The sequence below is a fragment of the Altererythrobacter sp. H2 genome (assembly GCF_035319885.1).
Classification (GTDB): Bacteria; Pseudomonadota; Alphaproteobacteria; order Sphingomonadales; family Sphingomonadaceae; genus 34-65-8.
The window spans coordinates 1,795,920-1,818,044 of record NZ_CP141285.1; the positions used below are offsets into that span (position 1 = coordinate 1,795,920).

17 protein-coding genes are annotated in these 22,125 nt (G+C 61.3%); 7 read left to right on the top strand and 10 right to left on the bottom strand.

Features of this window, described 5'->3' with window-relative positions; translation table 11 throughout:
- Window positions 1–2: 2 nt before the first annotated feature.
- From U4960_RS09070 to U4960_RS09080, 3 genes are read left to right on the top strand one after another with little or no spacing between them, the layout of a single operon-like run.
- Complete coding sequence (locus U4960_RS09070) at window positions 3–926, top strand: DUF4007 family protein (RefSeq protein ID WP_324260330.1); 924 nt, start codon at window positions 3–5, stop codon at window positions 924–926.
- Window positions 923–4,228, top strand: a complete 3,306-nt coding sequence (locus U4960_RS09075) for a hypothetical protein (RefSeq protein ID WP_324260331.1) — start codon at window positions 923–925, stop codon at window positions 4,226–4,228. Before U4960_RS09070 ends, U4960_RS09075 begins: the two co-directional genes overlap by 4 nt.
- Complete coding sequence (locus tag U4960_RS09080; RefSeq protein WP_324260332.1) at window positions 4,225–5,064, top strand: phosphoadenosine phosphosulfate reductase family protein; 840 nt, start codon at window positions 4,225–4,227, stop codon at window positions 5,062–5,064. The genes U4960_RS09075 and U4960_RS09080 overlap by 4 nt, the downstream gene beginning before the upstream one ends.
- Here the strand turns inward: U4960_RS09080 and U4960_RS09085 are convergent, their stop codons facing one another.
- The 7 genes from U4960_RS09085 to U4960_RS09115 form a co-directional block, all read right to left on the bottom strand.
- Entirely contained in the window at window positions 5,065–5,922 is an 858-nt protein-coding gene (locus tag U4960_RS09085) for a serine/threonine-protein kinase (protein WP_324260333.1), read from the bottom strand. It lies immediately after the preceding gene.
- The gene (locus U4960_RS09090) at window positions 5,900–7,207 is read right to left on the bottom strand and encodes a DUF262 domain-containing protein (protein ID WP_324260334.1); all 1,308 of its coding nucleotides are present in this window, start codon (window positions 7,205–7,207) and stop codon (window positions 5,900–5,902) included. Before U4960_RS09090 ends, U4960_RS09085 begins: the two co-directional genes overlap by 23 nt.
- A gap of 40 nt (window positions 7,208–7,247) precedes the next feature.
- Complete coding sequence (locus U4960_RS09095; protein WP_324260335.1) at window positions 7,248–12,611, bottom strand: FtsK/SpoIIIE domain-containing protein; 5,364 nt, start codon at window positions 12,609–12,611, stop codon at window positions 7,248–7,250.
- Complete coding sequence (locus U4960_RS09100; RefSeq protein WP_324260336.1) at window positions 12,608–14,149, bottom strand: hypothetical protein; 1,542 nt, start codon at window positions 14,147–14,149, stop codon at window positions 12,608–12,610. Before U4960_RS09100 ends, U4960_RS09095 begins: the two co-directional genes overlap by 4 nt.
- A gap of 2 nt (window positions 14,150–14,151) precedes the next feature.
- Window positions 14,152–15,915 carry a hypothetical protein gene (locus U4960_RS09105; RefSeq protein ID WP_324260337.1) on the bottom strand — a complete coding sequence of 588 codons (1,764 nt, stop codon included), beginning with the start codon at window positions 15,913–15,915 and terminating at the stop codon, window positions 14,152–14,154.
- 171 nt (window positions 15,916–16,086) lie between these two features.
- Window positions 16,087–16,389: a DUF4258 domain-containing protein gene (locus U4960_RS16085; protein ID WP_416379062.1), complete on the bottom strand. Its 303-nt coding sequence runs from the start codon at window positions 16,387–16,389 to the stop codon at window positions 16,087–16,089.
- Window positions 16,386–17,312: a helix-turn-helix domain-containing protein gene (locus tag U4960_RS09115; protein ID WP_324260339.1), complete on the bottom strand. Its 927-nt coding sequence runs from the start codon at window positions 17,310–17,312 to the stop codon at window positions 16,386–16,388. Before U4960_RS09115 ends, U4960_RS16085 begins: the two co-directional genes overlap by 4 nt.
- Window positions 17,313–17,917: 605 nt before the next feature.
- Here U4960_RS09115 and U4960_RS09120 point away from each other — a divergent pair.
- The 4 genes from U4960_RS09120 to U4960_RS09135 are packed head-to-tail and all read left to right on the top strand — an operon-like array spanning window position 17,918 to window position 19,515.
- A complete protein-coding gene (locus tag U4960_RS09120; protein WP_169493606.1) occupies window positions 17,918–18,562 on the top strand; it encodes a S24 family peptidase in 645 nt (214 codons plus the stop codon).
- Window positions 18,563–18,575: 13 nt separating this feature from the next.
- Window positions 18,576–19,001 (top strand): thermonuclease family protein, encoded by a 426-nt coding sequence (locus tag U4960_RS09125; protein WP_324260340.1) that lies wholly within the window; start codon window positions 18,576–18,578, stop codon window positions 18,999–19,001.
- A complete protein-coding gene (locus U4960_RS09130) occupies window positions 18,992–19,312 on the top strand; it encodes a DUF5818 domain-containing protein (protein WP_324260341.1) in 321 nt (106 codons plus the stop codon). Before U4960_RS09125 ends, U4960_RS09130 begins: the two co-directional genes overlap by 10 nt.
- Window positions 19,312–19,515, top strand: a complete 204-nt coding sequence (locus U4960_RS09135) for a DUF6961 family protein (protein WP_324260342.1) — start codon at window positions 19,312–19,314, stop codon at window positions 19,513–19,515. The genes U4960_RS09130 and U4960_RS09135 overlap by 1 nt, the downstream gene beginning before the upstream one ends.
- A 10-nt stretch (window positions 19,516–19,525) precedes the next feature.
- On the opposite strand, the gene tnpC is transcribed toward U4960_RS09135, so the two are convergent.
- The 3 genes from tnpC to tnpA form a co-directional block, all read right to left on the bottom strand.
- On the bottom strand, window positions 19,526–21,064 hold the full coding sequence (gene tnpC / locus U4960_RS09140) for an IS66 family transposase (protein ID WP_431193972.1): 1,539 nt from the start codon (window positions 21,062–21,064) through the stop codon (window positions 19,526–19,528).
- Window positions 21,065–21,126: 62 nt separating this feature from the next.
- Window positions 21,127–21,474 carry an IS66 family insertion sequence element accessory protein TnpB gene (tnpB, locus tag U4960_RS09145; protein WP_324260343.1) on the bottom strand — a complete coding sequence of 116 codons (348 nt, stop codon included), beginning with the start codon at window positions 21,472–21,474 and terminating at the stop codon, window positions 21,127–21,129.
- Window positions 21,471–21,899: an IS66-like element accessory protein TnpA gene (gene tnpA / locus U4960_RS09150; protein ID WP_324260344.1), complete on the bottom strand. Its 429-nt coding sequence runs from the start codon at window positions 21,897–21,899 to the stop codon at window positions 21,471–21,473. The genes tnpB and tnpA overlap by 4 nt, the downstream gene beginning before the upstream one ends.
- Between the last annotated feature and the right edge of the window lie 226 nt (window positions 21,900–22,125).

Below are 22,125 nucleotides of genomic sequence, written 5' to 3' on the forward strand. Positions count from 1 at the left end.
TCATGACGAGGGATGCTCTAAAACTTGATTCGAAGGTGCAGTTCGCGGGGCATGAGACGTTCCCCCTGCGCCTCTTGTGGCTGAAGAAGGCCTATGACGCAGTAGGAGCCGAAGCTCCCATTGGAACATTCCAGGAACAGGAAGCCATCGCACGCTTTGGCGTGGGGCGCAATATGGCTGTTTCGATGCGGTATTGGGCGACTGCATCGGGTTTTTTTGAAGAGGCCGACCGGGTTATCCGGCCCACGACGCTAGGCCACGCCATTCTATCCGATGACGGCCTCGATCCGTATTTGGAGCAGGCAGCGACGATTTGGCTGGTCCACTGGCACATCGCCAGCTCCCAGATGAAAGCTACGACCACATACTACGCGTTCAACGTGCTGAACGCGATCGAGTTTGACCCTGCCACCCTGCTCGACGAGCTGTTCGGCGTGGTCAGCACCCGAGGATGGCGGGCTACGCGTGGCACGCTGAAGCGCGATATCGAGGTCTTTCTGCGCAGCTATGTGCGCAAGGGTGAGACTTTCAGCGAGGATGCCGCGGAGCCCCTTTTGGCGGAACTTGCCCTCATCCGCGAAGCTCGCCTAGGCGGCTGGTACGAGTTCGTGCGTGGCCCCAAGCCGACCCTGCACGATGCCGTGTTCGCATATGCCCTTGGCAACTTCTGGGAGCGAAATGGGGGAGCTACGACGATGACGGCGGAGCAAGTTTGCTACGCAGCAGGCTCGCCTGGCCGCGTGTTCAAGCTCGACGAAGACAGCGTCATCACACGCCTCATGCGTATTGACGACGTTACGGAGGGCGCGTGGCAGTGGGTCGACACGGCCGGATTGCGGCAGATTCAGCGGAAGCATGAGATCGACGCGACGGACCTGATACCCGCAGCCTATACCAAGCGCGGATCGTGGAGAAGCGCGGCATGACGCTTCTTTCGTCCAAGGTTGCCATCGATCGAAGGTTCGCGCGGTCTGCGCGCCTGGATGCCGATCTCAACGGCACACCGCCTCTCGTCGGATATGTTCTCCAAGCGACCGTGGCGAAGGCATTGACGCTGCTTGCCGAGAGCCAGATTGAGAGCCATCAAGGCGCCTTCACTTGGACTGGGCCGTATGGCGGCGGGAAATCCAGCGCAGCCCTGCTGCTGGCGAACCTGGTGGCGGGCGGGCGCGCAAACCGCAAGATCGCGAAGGATCTGGCAGGCCCCGCGCTGACCGAACTTTACGCCAAAGCCTTTCCTAAGAGCGTCGGCGAGTGGAGCGTCGTTGCCGTCACCGGCGGACGAGTTCGGCTGCGCGACGCGATAGCCGATGCTGCGGCGAGTGCCTTTGACTGGGACCAGCCCGCACGAGAGCGCTTTGGTGCCAATGACGAGGCATTGATCGGCGCATTGGTACCCGCAGGGAAAGCTGCAGGCGGCACGCTTGTCATCCTCGATGAACTCGGCAAGATGTTGGAGCACGAGGCGCTCGAAGGCGGCGACGTGCATCTGCTTCAGGATATCGCGGAGCGGGCCTCTCGAAGCGATGGCCGGCTTGTCGTTATCGGCATCCTTCACCAGTCATTCGAGCAATATGCGGCTCGGGCTGCGCGCGATGCGCGCCAGGAGTGGGCTAAGGTCCAAGGCCGCTATCAAGACATCGCCTTCCTCAGCGGCGCGGACGAGACCGTAGCCCTCCTTGGGCGCGCAATCGCGAGCGACCCGCCTTCGTCGGCGCAGGCCGAGGCCGCCGAGGTCGCGGAAGCAATTGCAAAGCGGCGGCCAACCGAGGTCGCGGCACTCGCCAAGGCTCTGGCGGAGACATGGCCTCTGAATCCTGTGACCGCGCTGCTGCTCGGCCCGGTTTCGCGCGCGCGCTTCGCCCAGAACGAGCGTAGCGTCTTTGGCTTTCTTAGCTCGGCCGAGCCGGCCGGCTTCCAGCAATTCCTGTCGGCGACCAAGGTCGGTGACGGTACCTACGATCCGTCGATGCTGTGGGATTATCTTTCGGCCAATTTCGGGATGGCACTGGCGAGCGGGCCAGAAGGCAGCCGGTTCAGCCTGGCCTTCGAAGCAATTGAGCGAGCGGGTGCGAAAGGCGGTCCTGAACATGTCGCGCTGACCAAAGCCGCCGCGGTTATCGAGTTCTTTCGTAACGGATCAGGCTTGGCGCTGGCAGACGACGTGCTCGCTTCCGCTCTGCCGTCCATTCCCGACGAGGTCCGGACATCGGCGATCAAGGACCTGCTCGATTGGGCAGTGCTTATCCGCCAACCGCGTCTTGGGGGCTACGCGCTGTTTGCCGGGAGCGACTTCGATCTCGAAGACGCTATCGGGCGCGCAATAGCACCCGTCGGAAATCAGCAGCTCGAAGAAATACCGCAGCGGGTTGGCTTCGGCTTTGCAGCCGCGAAGCGGCACTACTTCCTGACAGGCGCCCTGCGGACGTTTGAGATCGCGCTACAAATTGTTGGTACGGATGATACCGCCGACCAACTGGCCAAGTCTCTTCTCAATCGGCCGAAGCGAGGTAGCGGGTTGCTCGTACTGACGCTCTCGGACGGCTCTCTCCAGGCATCGGACGTCGATGCCCTCGCAAAGGCGACCGCCAAGAAATTGAAGGGTGAGGGAATAATTGTCGCGATCGGCGCCGCCGCCGACAGCTTTGCGCTCCGTTCGACTGCGGCCGAGCTGCTGGCCGTTGAACGGGTCATTCGCGACCACCCGCAGCTCGAAGGCGATCGCATTGCGCGTCGAGAGATCGCCGCCCGTCAGTCTCAGTGCATCGATCAGCTTCATCAGACGCTCGAGGCCTCCCTGGAGACTGCGCGTTGGTTTCTGGCCCCCTCCCCTAACAAAGGCCTGCGCGAACCGCTGGCGGTGGTCGCGAGCGCTCTCGCCGACGCAGGATACCCTTCGGCTCCGATCCTCAAGAGCGAGTTGCTGCAACGCGATAAGCCGTCCTCGAACGCGATGGCCGCGCTGCGCGACCTAGCCCACGCGATGGTAACGCGCTTCGCCGAAGCGGACTTGGGCATCACGGGCTATCCGGCGGAACTCGGACTCTATTTGACGACGTTGAAGCCATTCGGTCTGCACCATCAGCTCCCGTCTGGGGCGTTCTCCTTTGGCGAGCCTGACGGCAGCGACGGGGGCCAATCGCTCCAACCAGCTTGGGACGTGCTCGACGAGCTAGGTACGGAAGGGCTCGACGCGGTCTTCAAGCAATGGGCTCTCCCGCCGTTCGGTCTCAAAGCGGGCGTCATGCCGGTCTTGACCCTCGCTTACATGCTGGCCCGTAAAGACAGCGTCGCGGTCTACATCGACGGCGTGTACCAGACGGCGATCGATGACGTTGTAGTCGACAAGCTGCTGCAAAAGCCCGGCGGCTTCCGCCTGCGCCGGATTGATCGATCGATCCGCGAGACGGCGTTCCTCAGCGGGTTGGCGGAACGTCTCGCCACGGAGGCCAGTGAAGGCTCACTGCCCGTCGCGGCCGCTCTGTTCCAGCGTTTCGAAGCCCTGCCCGCTTTTTCGAAGCGGACCCATAGGCTGGATGAGGACGCGCGCGCCGTCCGCAGCGTCGTGGTGAAGGCCGAGGATCCCGAGGCGCTGCTGTTCGATGCTCTTCCAGAGGCATTCGGCGAGAGATTGACGCCGGACCTCGTGTTCAAGGGACTGCTCGCATGCGAGGCAGCATATCCATGCCTCCTCGTGGAATTGCGCCAAGCGCTCGCGCGAGCACTCGGTGTCGAGGTGGAATCCTTCAGCGGTATTTCCGATAGGGTCGCATCGGTGAGGGGCCTCACGAACGACTATGCATTCGATGCGTTCGCGGACCGTGCGGCCGCGATCGAGCAGGGAACTGGCGACCTCGAAAGCCTGGTCAGCGTTCTTCTGCACCGACCCGCCCGGAACTGGTCTGATCGCGACCGCGAAGAGGCCCTGACGGAGATTGCCCGCTTTGGCCGGCGTTTCAGGGAGCTAGAGGCGCTAGCGGTTGTGCGCGATCGCCAGTCGCATACCGAAGCCCTCGCCTTGGTCGTTGGGCTCGATCCGAAAACTCCGCCACTGCTGCGCCGCTTCGTTCTGAACGACAAGGAAAAGAAGGCGGCGGCGAGCTTGGCGGACCGTGTCGTCGCCGACCTGCGAGCCGACGAAAAAACGGGACGGCTTCGCCTTGCGGCGCTCGCTCGGGCAGTCGCGATGCTGGCGGCCGAGACGGACGACGAGGTGGAAGCCGCATGAGCCATGAGCGCCACATTCTAGGTCTTTCGGGCGGCCGGGACAGCGCCGCGCTGGCGGTCTACATGCGTCAATATCGGCCCGAGCTGCCGATCGAATATTTCTTCACCGACACCGGCAAAGAGCTACCCGAAGTCTACAAGTTCCTCGACAAGCTGGAGGGCTTTCTTGGCCGCCCGATCGAGAGGCTGAACCCCGATCGCGACTTCGATTTTTGGCTCGAGGAATATGGCAACTTCCTCCCATCACCACGCACGCGCTGGTGTACCCGCCAGCTCAAGCTGCGCCCTTTGGAACATTGGCTCCGCGCCGATCTCGACAGTGGCACTATCGTTCATTCCTACGTTGCGATCCGCGCGGACGAACCAAGCCGTGAGGGGTATCAAGCCACGCATCCAAACATGCGGGTTCACCTCCCGTTGAGAGACGCCGGCATCGATCGACCGGGTGTGCTTGAGATCCTCGACCAGTCGGATGTCGGCGAACCTGAATATTATCAGTGGCGTTCACGATCGGGCTGCACGTTCTGCTTCTTCCAACAGAAGATCGAATGGGTTCGGCTTTCCGAGGAACATCCGGACCGCTTTGCCGAAGCCGTAGACTACGAAAAGACCGCACTTCGTGATGGCTCGCCTTTCACCTGGAGCCAGGGGGAGAGCCTTACAGAGCTCATCGAGCCTGCGCGGGTAGAGCAGATCAAAAGCGACTATCAAAAGCGGCGCGAGCGACTGTTCCGCAATCGTCGTGTAAACCCGCTTTCGGCCAACACAGCCGAAACGATCGATGACGTCTACGGCATCGATGAGGGATCGAGTAGCTGCGTCATCTGCCACAAGTGATTACGCGCCGACTGCAGCCTCAATTGCTGCTGCAAATGCGACACCATCGGCCGGGCGACGTCCTTTACCGTGCTGTAGCGCCTGTTGGATCGGAGAGAACAACCACTCAGGCCCAGTCCAGTCATCCTGAGTGATTATTCCGCTGGGATGACGACCGGTGGCAACATACCAAAATACCGACGCCAACTGATAGACGTCGGACGCGGGGCAGATCACGTCACCCTGCCCGAGCCGACGATTATGGGCTTCCGGTGAGAGCCAATATTTTGGACCTATCGCCTGTTCATTTGGCGTAAGGTCGAGCTCGGGCCGGTCAGAAAAGCGACATAGCCCATAGTCACTGAGCAGCCATCGATCGCCCGAGATCAGGATATTCTCTGGCTTGATGTCACGATGCACTGCCTTCGCGTGGAGATCGGCCAACCCTCTCGCAAGTCCGCGGAACTGACCCACGTAGATTTCTGGGGCAATTGGGGAACTCTTGGCAAAATCGGACAAACTGCTTTCCGCCAGCTCCATGACCAAGAACGGACAGCGAATTCCACGGGAGTTTTGGATATGACGCGTTTTGCCCGTTCCGCGGTAGCGCACAATGTGCTCGTGCTTCAGCTCCTTGAGGAGCCTGACCTCACGGAAGAACCTTTGCAGGACCTTTCCACGGGGGAACATAAGGAACTTCACCGCATATTCCGTGCCCGAGCTTCGTTCGACGCACCTGAATACCGAACCGTTGCCGCCACGAGCGAGCCAATCGCCGAGAATGTAGGTGCGGCCGTCCTCGGCGACTAAAGTGTCATCGATCTCAAAGTAGCGGCCTTGCTTAAGCTCGTCGGGATCAAAGTAGATCAGGCTGGTCATCGTCGGCCTCGGAGGGGCGATGGATTACCCGCCAACCCGGTTCAGTCGCACAATCGGGATGAATCCAGCAAACATTGTAAGTCTGGAAGACCACCTCTCCGTCCCCCCAGGCAAGAAGTGCCCCGTCATCTTGATCGACGGCTTCATTGCATGCGGGACAGTCGTGCTCGGTGGGCGGGCACATTCCGCCGCCATCCGCCTTCGTGTAGTCATCCATTATACGATAGAAAATCTTACGCTCGTCACCAGTTGGTGGGGCGGCACGATAGGTCCCTCCGATGACGGCCTTCAAGAAATCTGCGCGCCAGCGACGGCTAGATGCGGAATTGGCTTGGGAAACACACTTGATCGCATATTCGCTCAGGATATCGACGTCCGCCTCTGGCCGTATGCCATCGTCGAGCCCCCGCAGGTCATTGATCAGGGCGTCGAGAGGCTTTTCCCCTAGCGCATGACCATCGCTTAGAAGCTCGTCGATCGCGACAAAAAGGCTATAGAAGTCCGCCTTTTGTCGGAAGCGTGTGCCCTTAATGCCACCTCTCCAACCCTCGAAAATCTTGGAGAGATCAGCGATGACGGCCTTGAACCGCTTGATGATCGCCTTGCGGTCGTCGGCCGGCCAACTGGTATGTGTGATATAGAAGTCGTCTAAGGTATCCTTCTTGTCCTGGATGCCGCCGATGAGTGCCGCCAGGATCTCCGATACATACTCTGCGTCCGCATAGCGCCTGCGATCCGTCGCCGTGAAAACGCCCGCGTCCTCAAAAAATTCCGCTACGGACAGCTCTTCAGCTACATCTAGGAAATCCCCCGGATAGTCAGCCCGCCGCAGCTCCTGGCGTGTGAGCGGCACCGTGTATTTGTTCACGCGCATGTAGACGTCGCGCACCTCACGGTCGCTTGGGTTATCCGCTTCATTAAAATCAATGCGGTAACGCAAGAATTTGTCGGTCTCGTCTTCGTTAAAGTCTGAGAAGCGTTTGCCGAGGAATGGCCCAATGTAGGGAGATTCAAGATGAAACTCATCCCGCAGGAAAGCCAGGATTGTCGAAATCCGTTGCTGTCCATCGATAACGACGCGGTGGACGCTCCCACCCTTGATCGTCTTGGCGAGGAAAATCTTAGGTAGCGGAATGTCGCTAAGTATTGAATCGATGAGCATTATCTTGGCGCTTTGCGCCCACACTTCGCGGCGTTGGAAATCTGGTTGCAGCTCAAGACGGCCTGCATCGCTCCAATCGCGCACGTCTGCAATTGGATGGGGGCTGATGTTCCAATGAACCATCTATCGTATCACCTGTCTGCTGGTCTCATTTTTCCGAGTGCTATGCATTTCCTTCACTCGTGATGATCGCTTCGACGACGGCATCGATGTCGTCATCCGATAGGAACGGCGCCTGCGCATAGATGATCGAAGGTTCGCCGCTCAATCGGGCCGCCAAGTGACCGAGGCCGAGCAACTGCTCGGCGCCTTTGACGCCAAGCGCGATCTCCGACGTGCCCACGCTTGCGACCTTGAGGATCAAACGGTTGCCGAGATTATCGCGCAATTGCATCGGCATGACGTTTGCGTCGGGCCTCTGCGCAGCAAAGATAAGATGCATACCGGCAGCGCGTGCCTTCACGCCAAGCCGCGACACGTTCGCGGTCACCGCCGCTTTGTAGTCCTCGGTGAGCATCCACTCAGCAAACTCATCATGGACAAGGAACACGTAGGGCAGCCTGTCCGCAGCGGTGACCTTGGTGTTGTAAGCGCGGATGTCTCGGGCGCCGTTTGTGCGGAACAGCTCGTAACGCCGCTCCATTTCGGAGACGAGCGCTTCCATCACCTCGACAGCGCGGGTCTGATCCACGATGACCCCGCCCTGCAGATGAGGGAGCTGCTCGATCGCTGCGTAGTCGACCCCCATCTTCGGATCGATCAGGTAGATATGCGCCAGCGCGCTCGAATTGGTGGCAGCGATGTCGAGCAACAGAGCCTGGATAAGAACAGACTTGCCCGAGCCTGTAGCGCCCGCAACGAGCGTGTGGGGTTCGTGCGGTTGCCCGCCGGCAAATGCCCCACCTAGATTAAGATAGAGAATGTCCCCGTCGAGCTCCTTCAGGCCAAGGACGAAAGACGTGTTTACGCCGGCTGCGTTGCGGTTCACTTCACGCCTGCCCCAAACGTCCCAAAGCGACACCACCTGGCGCTGAGGCCGAGCAACACCGACGACGATTTCGCCGGGAAGCGGCGACACCGAAATTAGACGAAGCCCATGCGTGGTAAGCAAGGCCGACTGCTTCGCCTCGATATCTTCGACGCGCAGACGGTCGCTTCCCATGAAGCGGATCAGCGCCGCGTTTGGCGTCAGTCTCGTCCCGAGGACCTTGGCCTGTAGATTATAGCCCATGAGCGCCGAGCGGAGCTTCTGAGCGGTAGTATCGAGCCAGGTCTGCTCCTCCGCGGAGTCCTCGTGCGCCTTCTGCGCGTGCGCCGCAATCAAGTCATCGATAGTCGTCGATCCGGCCGCAGGCGTTGGCGACGCCGGGGGGACGATCGTTTGGTCGGGAGCTTGGGGCGTGAACACTACAACTGGAGTCGGCTCCGAGATCGATTGGATTGGCGCGGGCGGTTCAACGATAACAGATGGTTCGGGTGATTGGGCGACGGGCGCCGCCGCCACCTCCTCATCATCGTCTTCGTCGTCGTCATAGTCATGCTGGATCGGCTTGGCCGAGACCGCAGCCTTTGGCTCGGTGGCAACTTCCTTCGTCCAATCAACGCGCGGCGCCGGGTCACGATACTCAGGGTGGTCCCAGCTATCAGTTCCGCCCAGGCTGGCGCGCAGTGGCTTCAAGGGCTGTCCTGCCTCATAGGCTTTGAGCAACTGCCGGAGACCCTCACGGGTGAAGGTCTCCTGTAGCCCTCCATTCACATCGGGGACCACATCCTGCTCGCCGATCGAGCTTCCATCGGTCGCCGGGCCGGAAATGAAAATGTGCGAGTAGCCGCGTAGATCGATGGGAACGTCGCCGCGCCGAATACCGTCGCGGACCTGCTCGAGAAGACTAGTCTGTCCAAGCGCCGCGGTCCCGTCGAGCAGTAGGTCGGCAATCCGAGAAAGCCAGAGGTCGCGATCTAGACGCCCCGGATCGCCAAACAGGGCGTCGTCGATGCGCGCCACGGTCTGTCGCAGTTGCTGGCGTGACTTCCGGCTCGCTTCGGCAGACCCGCTTTGGTCGACATATTTTGCCTCGGTGACGATTGCCCGCAAGTGCGGTGCCCCGCCCTCCCCCACAACCAGACAAAGCGCGAGGATGTCTGCAATCCCTTCCTCGCGCTGCCCAAGCCATTGCGCGTAATCGTCGAGCAGGAACCACGCGACGGCTGCATGACCGCCCAACTCCTCCGCGACTAGTGCCCGGCTAAGGACGAGGCCGATCAGCTCGCCGGCGGAAACGCCGCGCTTCGCGGCGCGAAGCACGATATCGCCGGAAATGGTGTTGGCATCGTCTATTAGGCGCTTGGCGAGTTTCGAGAGGCGCTCATCATCCAGACCGAGCGAGAGTTCCGTCAATCGGCGGCGAACAAGGACATTGAGGATCCGCAGTTCAGACGTGGACGAGACGACCATATTGCGGCCATGCGTCCGCTGCCTACGGTAGCGGATGACATTGATGCCCTGGGCAGCAAGCTGTCGCTTGTCGAGCAGGTCGTCATATGTAGCGACCCATTCCGCGAGCTCGTGGACCTCGTCGAACATGGCCTTCAGGCCCGAGTCCTGGAAGGATATCTGCCGCGCCGGCAGGTAGTGCTCTTCGGACGCATGCGACTGCCGGCGGATCACGTTCGCGACCGCATCGACATAGGCCCAGCCGGCATCGGGCTGGCGCGGACAGGTCAGGTAGACCGTCGCCTTAAGCTCATCTTCGGTCGTAACGCGCCGGTAGGACCACCGAGCCGGGACATGCTCCAACAGCGACGGGTTCGTAGCTGTGGCAGGCACCGGGAACCACTGTTCACGCGCCTGCCGAGACACCACATCGTGAAGGAAGGCGATGTCAATTTCACGGGCCGCATTGCTTGGCCGTATGGCACCGCTGTCGAGCATCACGCCAATGCGCAGCTTCGACATGAAATTCCGAGATGTCTCGCTCACGACGACGGCGTCCGGGTCCCCTTCGGAGCGATCCAGCAGCTCACCGTAGACATGGGATAGGCGCGAGCGATCACGATGGCGGACGAGGACGTTGCAATGAACCTCTTCTTGGTCCTGCACCGAACTCAGGGCGTTTACGGTGGCCAAAGGCAGACCGGCGGCATCGCAGTTGAAGAGCATGATGCTAAGATTTGACCGCTCATGCGGCTGAAGCTCTAAATATCGCTCCAACAGGCCGCGGATCTGGCGCGATGCCTCCGCAGGATCGACATCGGTCGTCGCTTCGGACGGATCACGGACTGGGCGCTCCAGCAGGCTGTAGTCATTCACCGTGCCCGTCTCGGTCAGTAGAACGGCTTCGCTTCCGTCATAGCCGACGGCGATTTCCGGATAGAGCGGATGGGCAAGCTCGTCGCGTAGGTCGGAAAAGAAGAGGCGTGAGTCGCCGAAGTTCACGTCGACGTCGGAGAGGAGATAGTCCGCAAGCCCTGCGACCGAGCGCATCTTGATCGCGCCGGCCGCGAGGCGAAGAGGGTGCCATGGAGCAACGATCGCCGAGGGAGCACTTCCCGTAACCGGGATCACGCCGAGGCTGAGCACGGGCTCCCAGAGATCGCGGCGATTGAGGTCGCCTGGTGCATGTATCGAAAGAGCTCGGAGAAGCGCTCCATAGGCCTCCGCCTGAGAAAGCAGGCTAGGCGACGCATAGCCCGACGATTGGAGCGCGCCGAGCGCTTCGACATATTCCGCCTGGAAAGTCGACCAAGCCGCCTCAATCGCCGAAAGCCCCGCAGGATCGATGCGGCCGCCCTGCCCCGCGACCTTGAGCGCCTTCGGGAAGGTCTTGGCGACATCTTCACCCGCGGTGGTCCTCGGCACCAGCGTACCCGCATCTTGCCCGAACGCGGGCTGCAGCGTCCCGACATCGGCGAGCGACACCGACTGGAGCGCGCCCTTCCGGCTGACGGGCAAGCGAGCGACGCTGCTGCGGGTCAGCGGTCGCTTTAACAGTCGACCAAGGTCCTTCGGTAGTTCGAGACCGATGGCGTTGGGCTGCGCGATCCAGATGAGCTGGACGGTCGCTCGCTCCAAACCCGACTCGAGTACAACGTCGAACTTGATCTGCAGAGCGGCGCGGGACGTCGATTCATTGCGCCGATATTTTTTCCGCTTCTTGGCCTTGTCCAGGACCTCTTCGTATTCGAAAAGATGTGGCGTATCCCAACTGATAGCCGATCCCGTCAGCGATCGCAGACCCCGATAACGAAGACCAAAGGCGAGCCCGACGTCGGCGTTGATATCGAGCCATTGCGACCGGTTTCGGCGCGCCGAGCGGATCGTCAGGGAGCGCTTGCCACCGGCAAGGTTGACCTGCCCGAATAGGCGTTCCAGCGCCCGCAGCAGTCCTTCGAGAAAGTCGTGGCACTCGATGGGGCGCCCGAAGATGAAACGCTCCCATTTGACGCGGAGCGCCTTATCCTGGCCGATGTCATCGCGGTGGGCCTCGAAGAACTCCCGGTCATCGTCTCGCGTTTCTTTGAGCGACCGCGCCTTTAGCGCCTCGAGATAATCCACATCCGCCGGGCTGAGCCGGTCGGGGAATGTGAACTCGAAATAGGTGAGCGTTTCCTGCGGCAGTGTCGTTTTCTTGAGCTTGATGCCCGAGAAAAGCTGCAAGACGCTCTGGCCCTCCCATTCGAACAGCGACAGCGCGTCGGCTGCGTCGTTCCAGCCCGGTGTGGCCGTGATGAACGCTTCGATCGCGGGATGGACCTCGACTGGAATATCTTCCTGTACCACCTCGAATTGCGAGCGCAGTTCATCTCCTTCGATGATCTGCCGGTTCGGCCGCTGCTTGGCGAGCAACGGTTTCCGGTCGGAGACAAGCTTCTCGAATTGGCGCTTCCAGCGGCGGGACTGCTCCAGTTCCTTGTCCCTAATGCTTAGGAAGTAGCCGCTGTCGCGCGGGAGATGGAGGGCGGGAAGAGCCCAACCGAGCGCATCTGGCACGGTCGTAGACTCCGTTGCGATACGCTCGCGAGTTAGAGCGACATAATTCGAGATTTGATGAAGGGTCCAATCATCGGCTGTGTTCAGTCCCTTGAGCGCCGCCTTCCATGCCCCAATCTGACTGTCGGGAAGCCCCAAGCCTGATGCTGCCGCCTCGACCCAAGGATCAGCGTCCTCGGTAAGCTGCTTTGCACCGATAAGCGTCACATCGCCGAGCGAGGCGCCCTGATCGTCGTCTGTATTCGCCAGCAGCAATGCGGGGCGATTGCACTCAGCGTGTCGGACCGCGACCGTTCGCTCGTCGGTGACGACGTGGTCCGGCAGGCCAAAATCGCCGATCAGGTTCCGCGGCAGCGCGATCTTGATGAGCGCTTCAGTCGCGGAGTCCTCCAGTAGCGCACTTGTAATCGCGGCGACCTGCTCGCCGGTCAGGCGGTCGAGCAGATACCGCGCTACCCCGTCAGCTTCGGAGAGCGAAGAGAGGCGCTGGCGGATCGAAGCGGCGCCGGCTGCGCCAATCAGGTCTGATGGGGTCACGCGGCTTGGGCTCGTTCGAAGGGGTTTTCAACATAGGCGCAGGAATCAGAGAGGCGCTTTAGCAGGCCGAGGCTTGCAAGCCGTTCTTCCAGTCGCCGGGCATTATCGGAGAAGTCTTCTTGGTCGGCGTCGCCGCTCGCGATGAACGAACGAGCTTGGGCGTCACCAATCACGATGCCATAGCGATCATGCAGAAGCGCAAGGAAATCGCGAAACTCGAGGCGCTTTCCGACGCAGCATACCACAAGCGTTTTCAGCAGCCTGTCGGTCGGTGCGTAGCGAACGCGGCGGCTGGATCGCCGGGACGAGAGCCCGATGGCCCGCGCCCATGTCATATGGATCTTGCCGATATGCTGCTTGTGTCGGCTTATGGCGCGATCGGCGAGCTGGTCGATCAACGCAGCTGGATCAGGCGCGATGTCCTCATCATCGGTATCCGGCCATCCATAGGCATTCTTGAGAATGTCTGCGGCGTTGAGAATGGGGTCATCCGACTCGACGGCCGACGTCCATTTTTCGGTTTCGGTGACCTGCCTGACAAAGCGTTCTACCGCCTGCTGGGGCAGACCATTGTTTCGCTGATAGGAGTCAGCAGAAAGGTCGCGAACCACCGATTTACGGGGCGAAACAATCTCGCAGACGAGCTGGACTGGATCACCATTAAGAACCTCACGCGCGCGCTCGAGTTGATAGAGCGTGAGGTTGAGGCCGGTCATGGCGACCAAATGAGGGATGGCATCATATGCCGGGATTGGCGAGCTGAGGATTGCAAGCCAGTCCTCCGCAAGGCGATCGAAAACCAAATGGGATGAACAGGGTAGGTAAGCCCCCGCACGCTCTGCCTTCGAGAACTGGGGCTCGTTCTGGAGCGCCCGGGCCATGCTGTCATAGGGAGCGGGGTTTTCGAGGAAGCGCGACACCAGAAGACCACGAAGCTCATCCGCGACACTGCTTCGACAGAGCATCAGGTAGAGAAGCTCGCCGGTGCGGGCGAAAAACCGGCGGTCGTTCGACACGCCCCCACGGGGGTTGACGTTGGCATCCTCGTACAGAGCGTTCGGGCCGAACGGGAAGACGAACTTCGAAGACCAGCGCTTATTGCTAGAGCCTTCGATGGCCGACCCCTGAAGGAAGCCGATCACTGCTGCGAAATCCTGGAAACTCTCGAACCTGTCGCGCAGATAGGAGAAGTCCGTGTTGTCCAAACCGCCGGCAGTCTCCGCCATCTTGCCAAGCCATATCGTCCACGCGGCTTCGTCTGCGCGGTCCTCGGTGAGAACGGTCATGATGTGCGGATTGTTGAAAACCAGGTTCCGAAGCCTCAGCTGGAGCTGCGGCCTGTAGGAGAGGCTGTTGAGCGTTTCCTCGCGGAGTGGACGTCCAGCGCGGTGTTCTGCAAGCAGGACGGTCATGAATTCGAGGAACGTGAGCCAGGGGGTTTGTTCGTCATAGAGACGATGGCCCCAGATCGCCTCGTCGATCCAGAAATCAGGGCCAGTGCGATCGTCGAAGCTCGTAGGGCGGGCCAAAATTTCCATGATTATACCCGCACAATTACGCGGCGGGCGACGGCGCGGCCGTCGCTGCCTAGTTCGATGAAACGGAGCATCAACTCACCATCGGTAATCTCGTCATCGCCATCGAGCTTGCGGCGATTTTCGGTCTCTCGGAGCAACCTCGCTTTGAAGGCCAAGAGATCTTCATGGCATTCGAGCGAGAAGCTGCTCGGTAGAGCCCCTTCGGCGACGCGCCCGAGAAATTCGAAGCGGGTTGGCGAGAGCGAGAGCGTGACCGGCGGGATCTCATTCCCGCGAACGAGCTTCACGGAAACACAGAAGCCACCAGCGCCATCTGGCAAGATCGAGACCTCCTCGCCGCCTTGCCGCGGGACGGAAATCAGCTCGTCGAGCAGCGGGCTGCGCTTCGATTGTGAGTAGCTTCCGGAGGTGGCGAGGACGAGCTCATCCTGATTTTGCGCCAACATGCCGGTGAAGATGCGATTGAGTCCACGAACAACCATTGTGATGGCTTGGCGCGGGACCGCCTGCTTGGCTGCGACCTTCGTCTCAACTTCAAGGTAAAGACCGGCATAGCGAAAGACAGTCAGGTCCCAGAGATCATACTCCGCAGCGAGCGCCTCCGGCATTGTGAAAAAGAGCCGCTGACGCTGGGATCGAAGGGCCGTCAGAAAACCCGCCCGATCGCTACCCTCGGCGCCTTCGAGATAGACCCGCTGGGCCGTCACATAGGAAGGTGTCGCGCCATAAGTGGGGTCAGACAGGACGAGCTTCGCATAGTCCTCAGCATAGGCCGGATCATCGGCACCATAGACGAGGAGATTGTCCACGCGATTGCTGGTTTCCGCACCGATCCCGAACGCGTTTAGTTTACGGAAGAGCTCCGTCTTTTCGGCTTTGCTCGGCCGGAGGTTCTCGCCAAATATGTTGCGATAGATGCTCGCAAGGTCAGCACGTCCGCTTTGGACGATCGAGGGCACCTCCGCACAGTTCATCAATCCATCACGCGCATCGGGATGGCCGAGGATGCTATTGGCCACGAGCGCCAGCAACTGGCGTACCGGGAAATGGCTACCGTTACGCTCGCTGAGTTCGATAAGCGCCGTGATGCGCTTCTTGAAGGGATCGCCTGATCCTTCGCCGATCAACCGGCGGCGGTTCTCGTAGATCGGGCAAACATTATCGCCTATGTTGGCGGCGCAGGAGCCGCAGCCCTCCCACCCTTCATGCGCCGAGATCTCGTCGATGATTCGCATCACCGTGTCGGCGGCCGGCGAACGGCTGAGGTCGTCGAGGTCGACGGCGATCGCAATGTCCGGGTTGTTGCCGGTGACGAGAAGTTCTTCGACGGCAGCCGTGACGCGCTCGATCTCCTGACTGTGCGGCGCGGATTTGAGCTTCTCGAGCAACTGGCCGTGATTGGCGGCCAACAGATATGTCGTCGAAGCTTGTGGGTCGGCGACATCTCGCGCGAAAGCCGCGATGAGCGTCGCGCTCTCGTCGTCGCGAAGTTCGCTCAGGTCCTTTACGATCACCAGCGATCGGGTGCCGATCGTCAGCGTTTGTACCTTTTCGCCGTTGTTCCAGACCGCCGGGTCTCCCCCGAGTTTGGTCCACACCTCGCGGCAGTGATACGTCTTCCCGTCGCCCGCAGTACCGGTGATGATGTGCGAGACGGGCGCATCGCTTCCGAAATTCTCAACCAGGCGCTCCACGAGTGGCGCAGGCAGCGTAATGGGGACGATCTTGCCGCGCTTAAGCGCCCGCTGGATCGACTCATCGTACATATTGTCGTTGGTCGGAATCGGCCCATAGTTTCGCAGGAAGCGAACCCAAGCCGCAGCAGACGGATGTGCCGACAAACTTCCCCCCTTTCCCCAGCGTTTTAGCTTCTAGTGGATGGTCGGCTCCAATCAATGAAAACCGACGATCGTGGATCTAATTGGCATTCTTTAGGATTAGTGACGCCAGCAGGTGGTAATTATCTCGCCATCATTCGCGACCACGACGTAGACGCTACGATAACGCTCAAAATGCCGGGCTTCCAGACCGAGATAGGTAGCAAAGCGACGCCAGCTTTTCTTGGTGAAAAAGCAGACCTCGGCACCATTGCCACCTGGCATACGCTCACCGAAGTCAAGCAGAGCCTCTACAATTGACTGCGGAATGGATCGGTCTTTCATGCGCTGCCGCGCATGTCTGCTCAGACTCGGTCCTCGGCGACTACGGACGCCAGCCTCGTCGATATCGAACGTGATCATAGCAGCCCCTCCATTCCGAGCGACGCGAACCAGGCCTTCGAGCGCTCTTCATTCTCCACGCGTTTCTTCGCGGCCCAAGCCACTCGTTCGGCCGGTTCTGCGGCGCGAACGTCACGGGGCATGTCACTGATGCTGAAGCGGCCGCCGACGAAGTCATCTGCGGCATCTTCGTCGCCGCCAAACCATTCGAGGGCCTGCTCGCGGCAGATTTCGTAGCGGACGCCGGAATAGGAGTACCAGCCCTCCAGCTTGTCGGTCGCCTCGACTTGTACGGCTTCGAGGCGTTCTCGAAGGTGGACGACAAAGGGATTGGCCTCGTCGTCTTCATATTCGAGGGGGCGACTGTCCGTCACGGAATCACCGTCATCGAGGCGATCACCCCGAAGATCACGGGTCGCGATGGAGCGCGCCTCCATCGTTTCGAGGTTCTCAGCGTCCCAATCGTTCACCAGGCGCTCGGTGATATGCTTGAAGCACCCGCTGAACGCTTCGACACCTGCGCGGGCGGCCCGGAGCTGCTCGAGCCGCATAGCCCGATCCTTCAAACTTTCACAGGCCGCGAGGTGGAACAGGAATGGTGCGAACTCGATCACTTCGGTCGGCTTCACACCGTAGCGAAGGCTAACCAGTGCAAGCGCGTTGCGGACCTCAGGGGTGACTCGCATGTTGAGCTGTGCCCTTGGGAACAACTCGTCGGAAGGCGGTTCCATGCCCTCAGCGTCAGCCGCAGTGAGTTGAGCAGGCTCGATCTTCAACGATTTGGACAGCGCCTCTATGACGCGTGCACCGTTGCGCTTGGTTTTGCCGGCTTCGATCCGAAAGATCGTGCCCTTGTCGATGCCTGATTGACCGCTGAGGTCGTCTTGGCTGAGATTTTGCTTCGTCCGGTAATGGCGACGTCTCAAAGGATTGATGCGAGGCATAAGCGTCTCCAATTCCGATGGGACGAATATGCCTATATAATGATAGCATCTCTACAGGCTTTTCAGTGCCTACAATCCCTGAATGGCGGTATTTTCCGGATCGAGCCCTCCATATTCGCCGCTAAATACGCCTACGATGATACTTGGTAAGTCCGATGCCCAATTGCTGATCCGCCACCATGCCTACAAACAAGATTTGATCGGCGCGACCCTACCTTCAGACACCTGCGATTCGCGCAGTCGGCGTCGCGACCGCAGATAGCAGTTGCAGGGATCGGCAGCCTTCGTTCGCCCCGGGAAGGTTTCGATTGCCGGGCTAACTAGCGCTGCCTTCAGCAGAGAGGTACTGCTTCACACGATCACGGGTTTGACGTCTCGGGTTTCGTCCTGAACGGAGATCCACGACGAACCTGGGGTCGCCGACCGCCAACCTCCCGAATGTGCTGGGCGAAACGCTGCTACGTACCAAATATGCCTCTATCTGCTCCAATAGCTCCATCGCCTTCGACTCGCTTTGCGCTTGCGTTCTTGTTATGTTCCTACTAGGAAGGCTTCCTAGAGTCTAGGATCGAATTTCCTAGATGGATGCGATAGGACTGCCAGCGATGGAAGACGCACGTAGAGCTCTGGACGAGCTGATCCAGAAGCGAGGGGTTAATTACTCCTCGATATCGCGCCTCCTGGGACGCAATGCCGCCTATATCCAGCAGTACATCCGGCGCGGCAGCCCCAGGCAGCTAGACGAACAGGATCGCGCGGTGCTCGCCCGTTTCTTTGGCGTCGATGAGAAGGTTCTCGGCGCCCCGGAACGGCGTTCAGGACCCGTTGTCGAACTGGTCCATGTGCCCGTTCTCGCGGTCGAGGCTTCCGCCGGTCACGGTGCGCTTGCGGAAATGGAAGCGAAATGCGCCCAATTCGGATTCGATGAAAAATGGCTGCGACGGCTGACAGCCAGCAAGGCAACGAACCTGTCGATCATCGCGGTTCATGGAGACTCGATGGAACCCACCTTGCATGACGGCGACGAAGTGATGGTCGATCTGGGCGACGGCCAATCGCGCCTGCGCGACGGAATCTATGTGATGCGCATGGATGACATGCTCAACGTCAAGCGCGTGGCGATCGAACCGCAAGGCAAGCGGGTCTCGGTGCTGAGCGACAATCCCGCCTATCCCAGTTGGCGCGGTCTCGAAAAGCGCACCATCAATATCGTCGGCCGCGTTCTTTGGTTCGGCCGAGCGCTGCGCTAGGCTCACCATCCCGATGTTTGTAATTCTTGCCGCCTCGATTGTCGCCGCCGGGCAGACCTTCACTTGCACGCCTACCCATGTCTGGGACGGCGATGGCCCCGTCTGGTGCGCAGAGGGACCGCATCTCCGCATCGCGGGGATCGCGGCGCGCGAAATGGACGGCGCATGCCGCTCCAACCAGCCCTGCCCCTCTGCCTCGGCGGTAGAAGCCCGTGATGCGCTGGTAGGCCTGCTGGGCGGGCCGCGCGGTACCATCCCGACAGGTCATGTCGTCGTTCGAGGTCCGAGGCTGACATGCCGCTCCGAAGGGTCTGCCGGAGGCAGCAGGACAGCCGCCCGGTGCCTCCTGCCTTCGGGCGCCGATCTCTCCTGCGCCATGATCCGCACGGGGACGGTTCTTCGCTGGGATCGCTATTGGAAGGGTCCGGCGTGCCGCTAGGCGCCGACCTGCATCTCACCGGATACCTGGAAGAAGGACCATATGGCTTGCTTCTTCGTAGCGGCGGCGGCGTGTGGGAACTGGACGCGCGCCGCCCGTCGCGTCGTCTGATCGACTGCGAGGTCGAAGTCACGGGCCAGCGTACCGGGTTCAACGGGATCGTCTGCGATCAGATTTGGCCGGCAGGACAGCCCCGCCCCCGTAGACTCAGGCGCCGGCTCAGGCTCAACATCGAATATCTGCTGACCGCAGCATTCGTAGGCTACGGCTTCATAGCCTTGCTATTCGGCCTCGCCGGACAATTCCGCTGATGCTCAGCGAGTGGGAACTCTGGGCTTGTGCCAATCAGGTGCTGACGACGCATGGCGACAAGGCCCCGCTCCATGTCGCCGAACAGATTGGCGCCCTCGCACTGGCCGGAGACGAGGCAGGCATCCGCACCTGGCAGGGTATCGCCAAACGCATTGCCCAACTGACCGGAAGCGATGGCGATACCACGGTAAGCGTGGTCTGAAGACCGCAGCTCAGGCTGCCTGAGCGATGGGTTCATCGATCGGTCGTTGCCAATTCCACGGCATCAGTTCGTCCCAGCGCGCGGCGGGCCAATCGGCGGCGATCTTGCCGATGATGTCGGCAATGTAGGCCTGCGGTTCGAGGCCGTTCATCTTTGCCGTCTCGATGACGGAGTAGATCGCGGCGGCGCGGGCGCCCCCCGCCTCCGAGCCGGCGAACAGCCAGTTCTTCCTGCCGATCGCGATGGGGCGGATCGCGCGTTCGGCGATGTTGTTGTCGATCTCGAGGCGACCGTCATCGAGGAAGCGAGTGAACGCGTTCCATCGCTTGGTGCCATAGCGGATGGCCTTGGTCGTTGGCGACTTGGGCGCGAGCTTCCTGAGCGCGTCGTCGAGCGCGGCGCGAAGCGCCGTCACCAGCGGTCGCGACCGCTCCTGGCGGATGCTTCGTCGGATATCGGGCGGCTGGCCGCGTATCTCGGCCTCGATCGCGTAGAGCTGTCCGACCCGGTCGAGCAGATCGGTGGTAAGCGCGGTGGGCTGTTGCTTGTGGCGCTCGAACAGCTCGCGTCGGAAGTGCGCCCAGCAGGCGACCTCCGACACGCGATTACCGGCGTAGATGCCGCTGAATCCGGAATAGGCGTCGGCCTGGAGGAAGCCGGCGAACCCGGCGAGTTCGCGCTTGGGATGGACGCCGGCGCGGTTGGCGGTGAACCGATACCAGACGAGCGGCGGCGCGGTGGCGCCGCTTGCGCGATCGTCGACGACATAGGCCCAGAGTCTTCCGGTCGCCGTCTTGCCCTTCCCGGGCTCGAGCACCTTCACCGGCGTGTCGTCGGCGTGGATCTTGGTCGCCTTGAGGCCTTCCTCGCGGATGCGCTTGACGATCGGGTCGAGCAGATGCGCAGCCTGGCCGGTCCATCCGGCGAGCGTCGATCGATCGATATCGACGCCCTGCGCGGCCATCATCTCCGCCTGGCGGTAAAGCGGCAGGTGGTGATCGAACTTGGAGACGACGATATGGGCGAGCGTGCCAAACGTCGCCTTGCCGCGCGCGATCGGCTTGGGCGGCGTCGGCGCCTGGACGATCTTCTCACAGGCGCGGCAGCTATACTTGGGCCGGACATGGCGCACGACACGCCAGCTGACCGGCACGACGTCGAGCTGTTCGTCGGCGTCGGCGCCGAGGCGGCGCAGCTCGCCGCCGCACGAGGGACAAGCGCAGGCACCGGTGGCGGGCTCGTGGACGACCTCGTCGCGCGGCAGGTGCGGCGGCAGCGAACGGACCGGCGTTGGCCGTTCGGGCTTGATGACGATATCGGGTGCGCGCGCGTCCGCGACGGCCGCTTCGGCCTCATGCTCTTCGAGCGCCAGCTCCATCTGGGCGATCTCGCGCGCGAGCTTCTCGGACGACGTTCCGAAGGCCATCCGGCGCAAGCGGTCGAGCTGGGCGCGGAGCATCGCGATCACGTGATCGCGAGCGTCGATCTGCGCTTCAAGGCTGGCGATCAGCGCGTCCCGATCGGGGGTGGAAGCGGCCTCATCCGACACGCAAAACTTGTACCGGACCGGCAACGAAAATGCCAGCAAAAACCCCTGAATCCTGCCGATTATCAGCCCGCCAACGCCGGCCGCCAGGTCCGCTCGGGGCGACGCCAGTCGACGCCTTCCAGGAGCATCGAAAGCTGGGCGGCGCTGAGGTGTGCGACGCCCGTCTGGGTCATCGGCCACACGAACTTGCCGCGGTCGATCCGCTTCGAAAACAGACACAGGCCCTGGCCGTCATACCAGAGCAGCTTGACGAGATCGCCGCGCTTGCCCCGAAAGGCGAAGACGGCGCCAGAGTGCGGACTCTGCTTCAGCACCTCCTGCGCCATCACCGCGAGCCCGCACATCCCCTTCCTCATATCGGTCGCGCCGCAGGCGAGCCACACTCTCGTCGTGGGTGGCAGCGCGATCACCGCCCAAGCACCGCGAGCACGCGACTGAGCGCCTCGGCATCGACCGACGCATCGACACTCAACCTGACACCGCCCGGTAGCTCGATCCCGATCCGACCGGGAACCTCCAGGACCGACGGTAACAGGGAGGGCGTCTGCGCTGGCGGCGGGATCGCGACCGCATCCGCGATGCGCACCTCGGCGAAGGAAGGGCCGGGCTCTGCTGCAGGATGTGGCAACGTCTTCAGTGGCGGATCGAGCAGCAGGCCAGACATCGCCTTGCGGCGCCAAGTGTAGAGGAGCCCGCTCGTCACCTCGTGGCGCTCCATCGCCGAGCGCACCGATCCACCCGGACCGAAGGCATCGCGCAGCATCGTCAGCTTCTGCTCGACGGTCCAGAACCGCCGCCCCGACACACGGGCGATCACCTCGATACGACCAGTCATACGACTGCTCGTATGACTACTCACATGCTCAACGACCTCATCCACCGCGCCGCTCCACCCGAAAGCGACAAGCATCGCAGCAATGCCGTCATCGGCAAGGCGGCCTACGGACCACGCTTACATACCACGCAACAATGACCCGATCATCGAACCCTGACTGCCCGATAGGCGCGAGCTCGCCCGGAAATAGGCAGGGCTGTCTCCCTCTTTCGCATAGCCCTCGCCC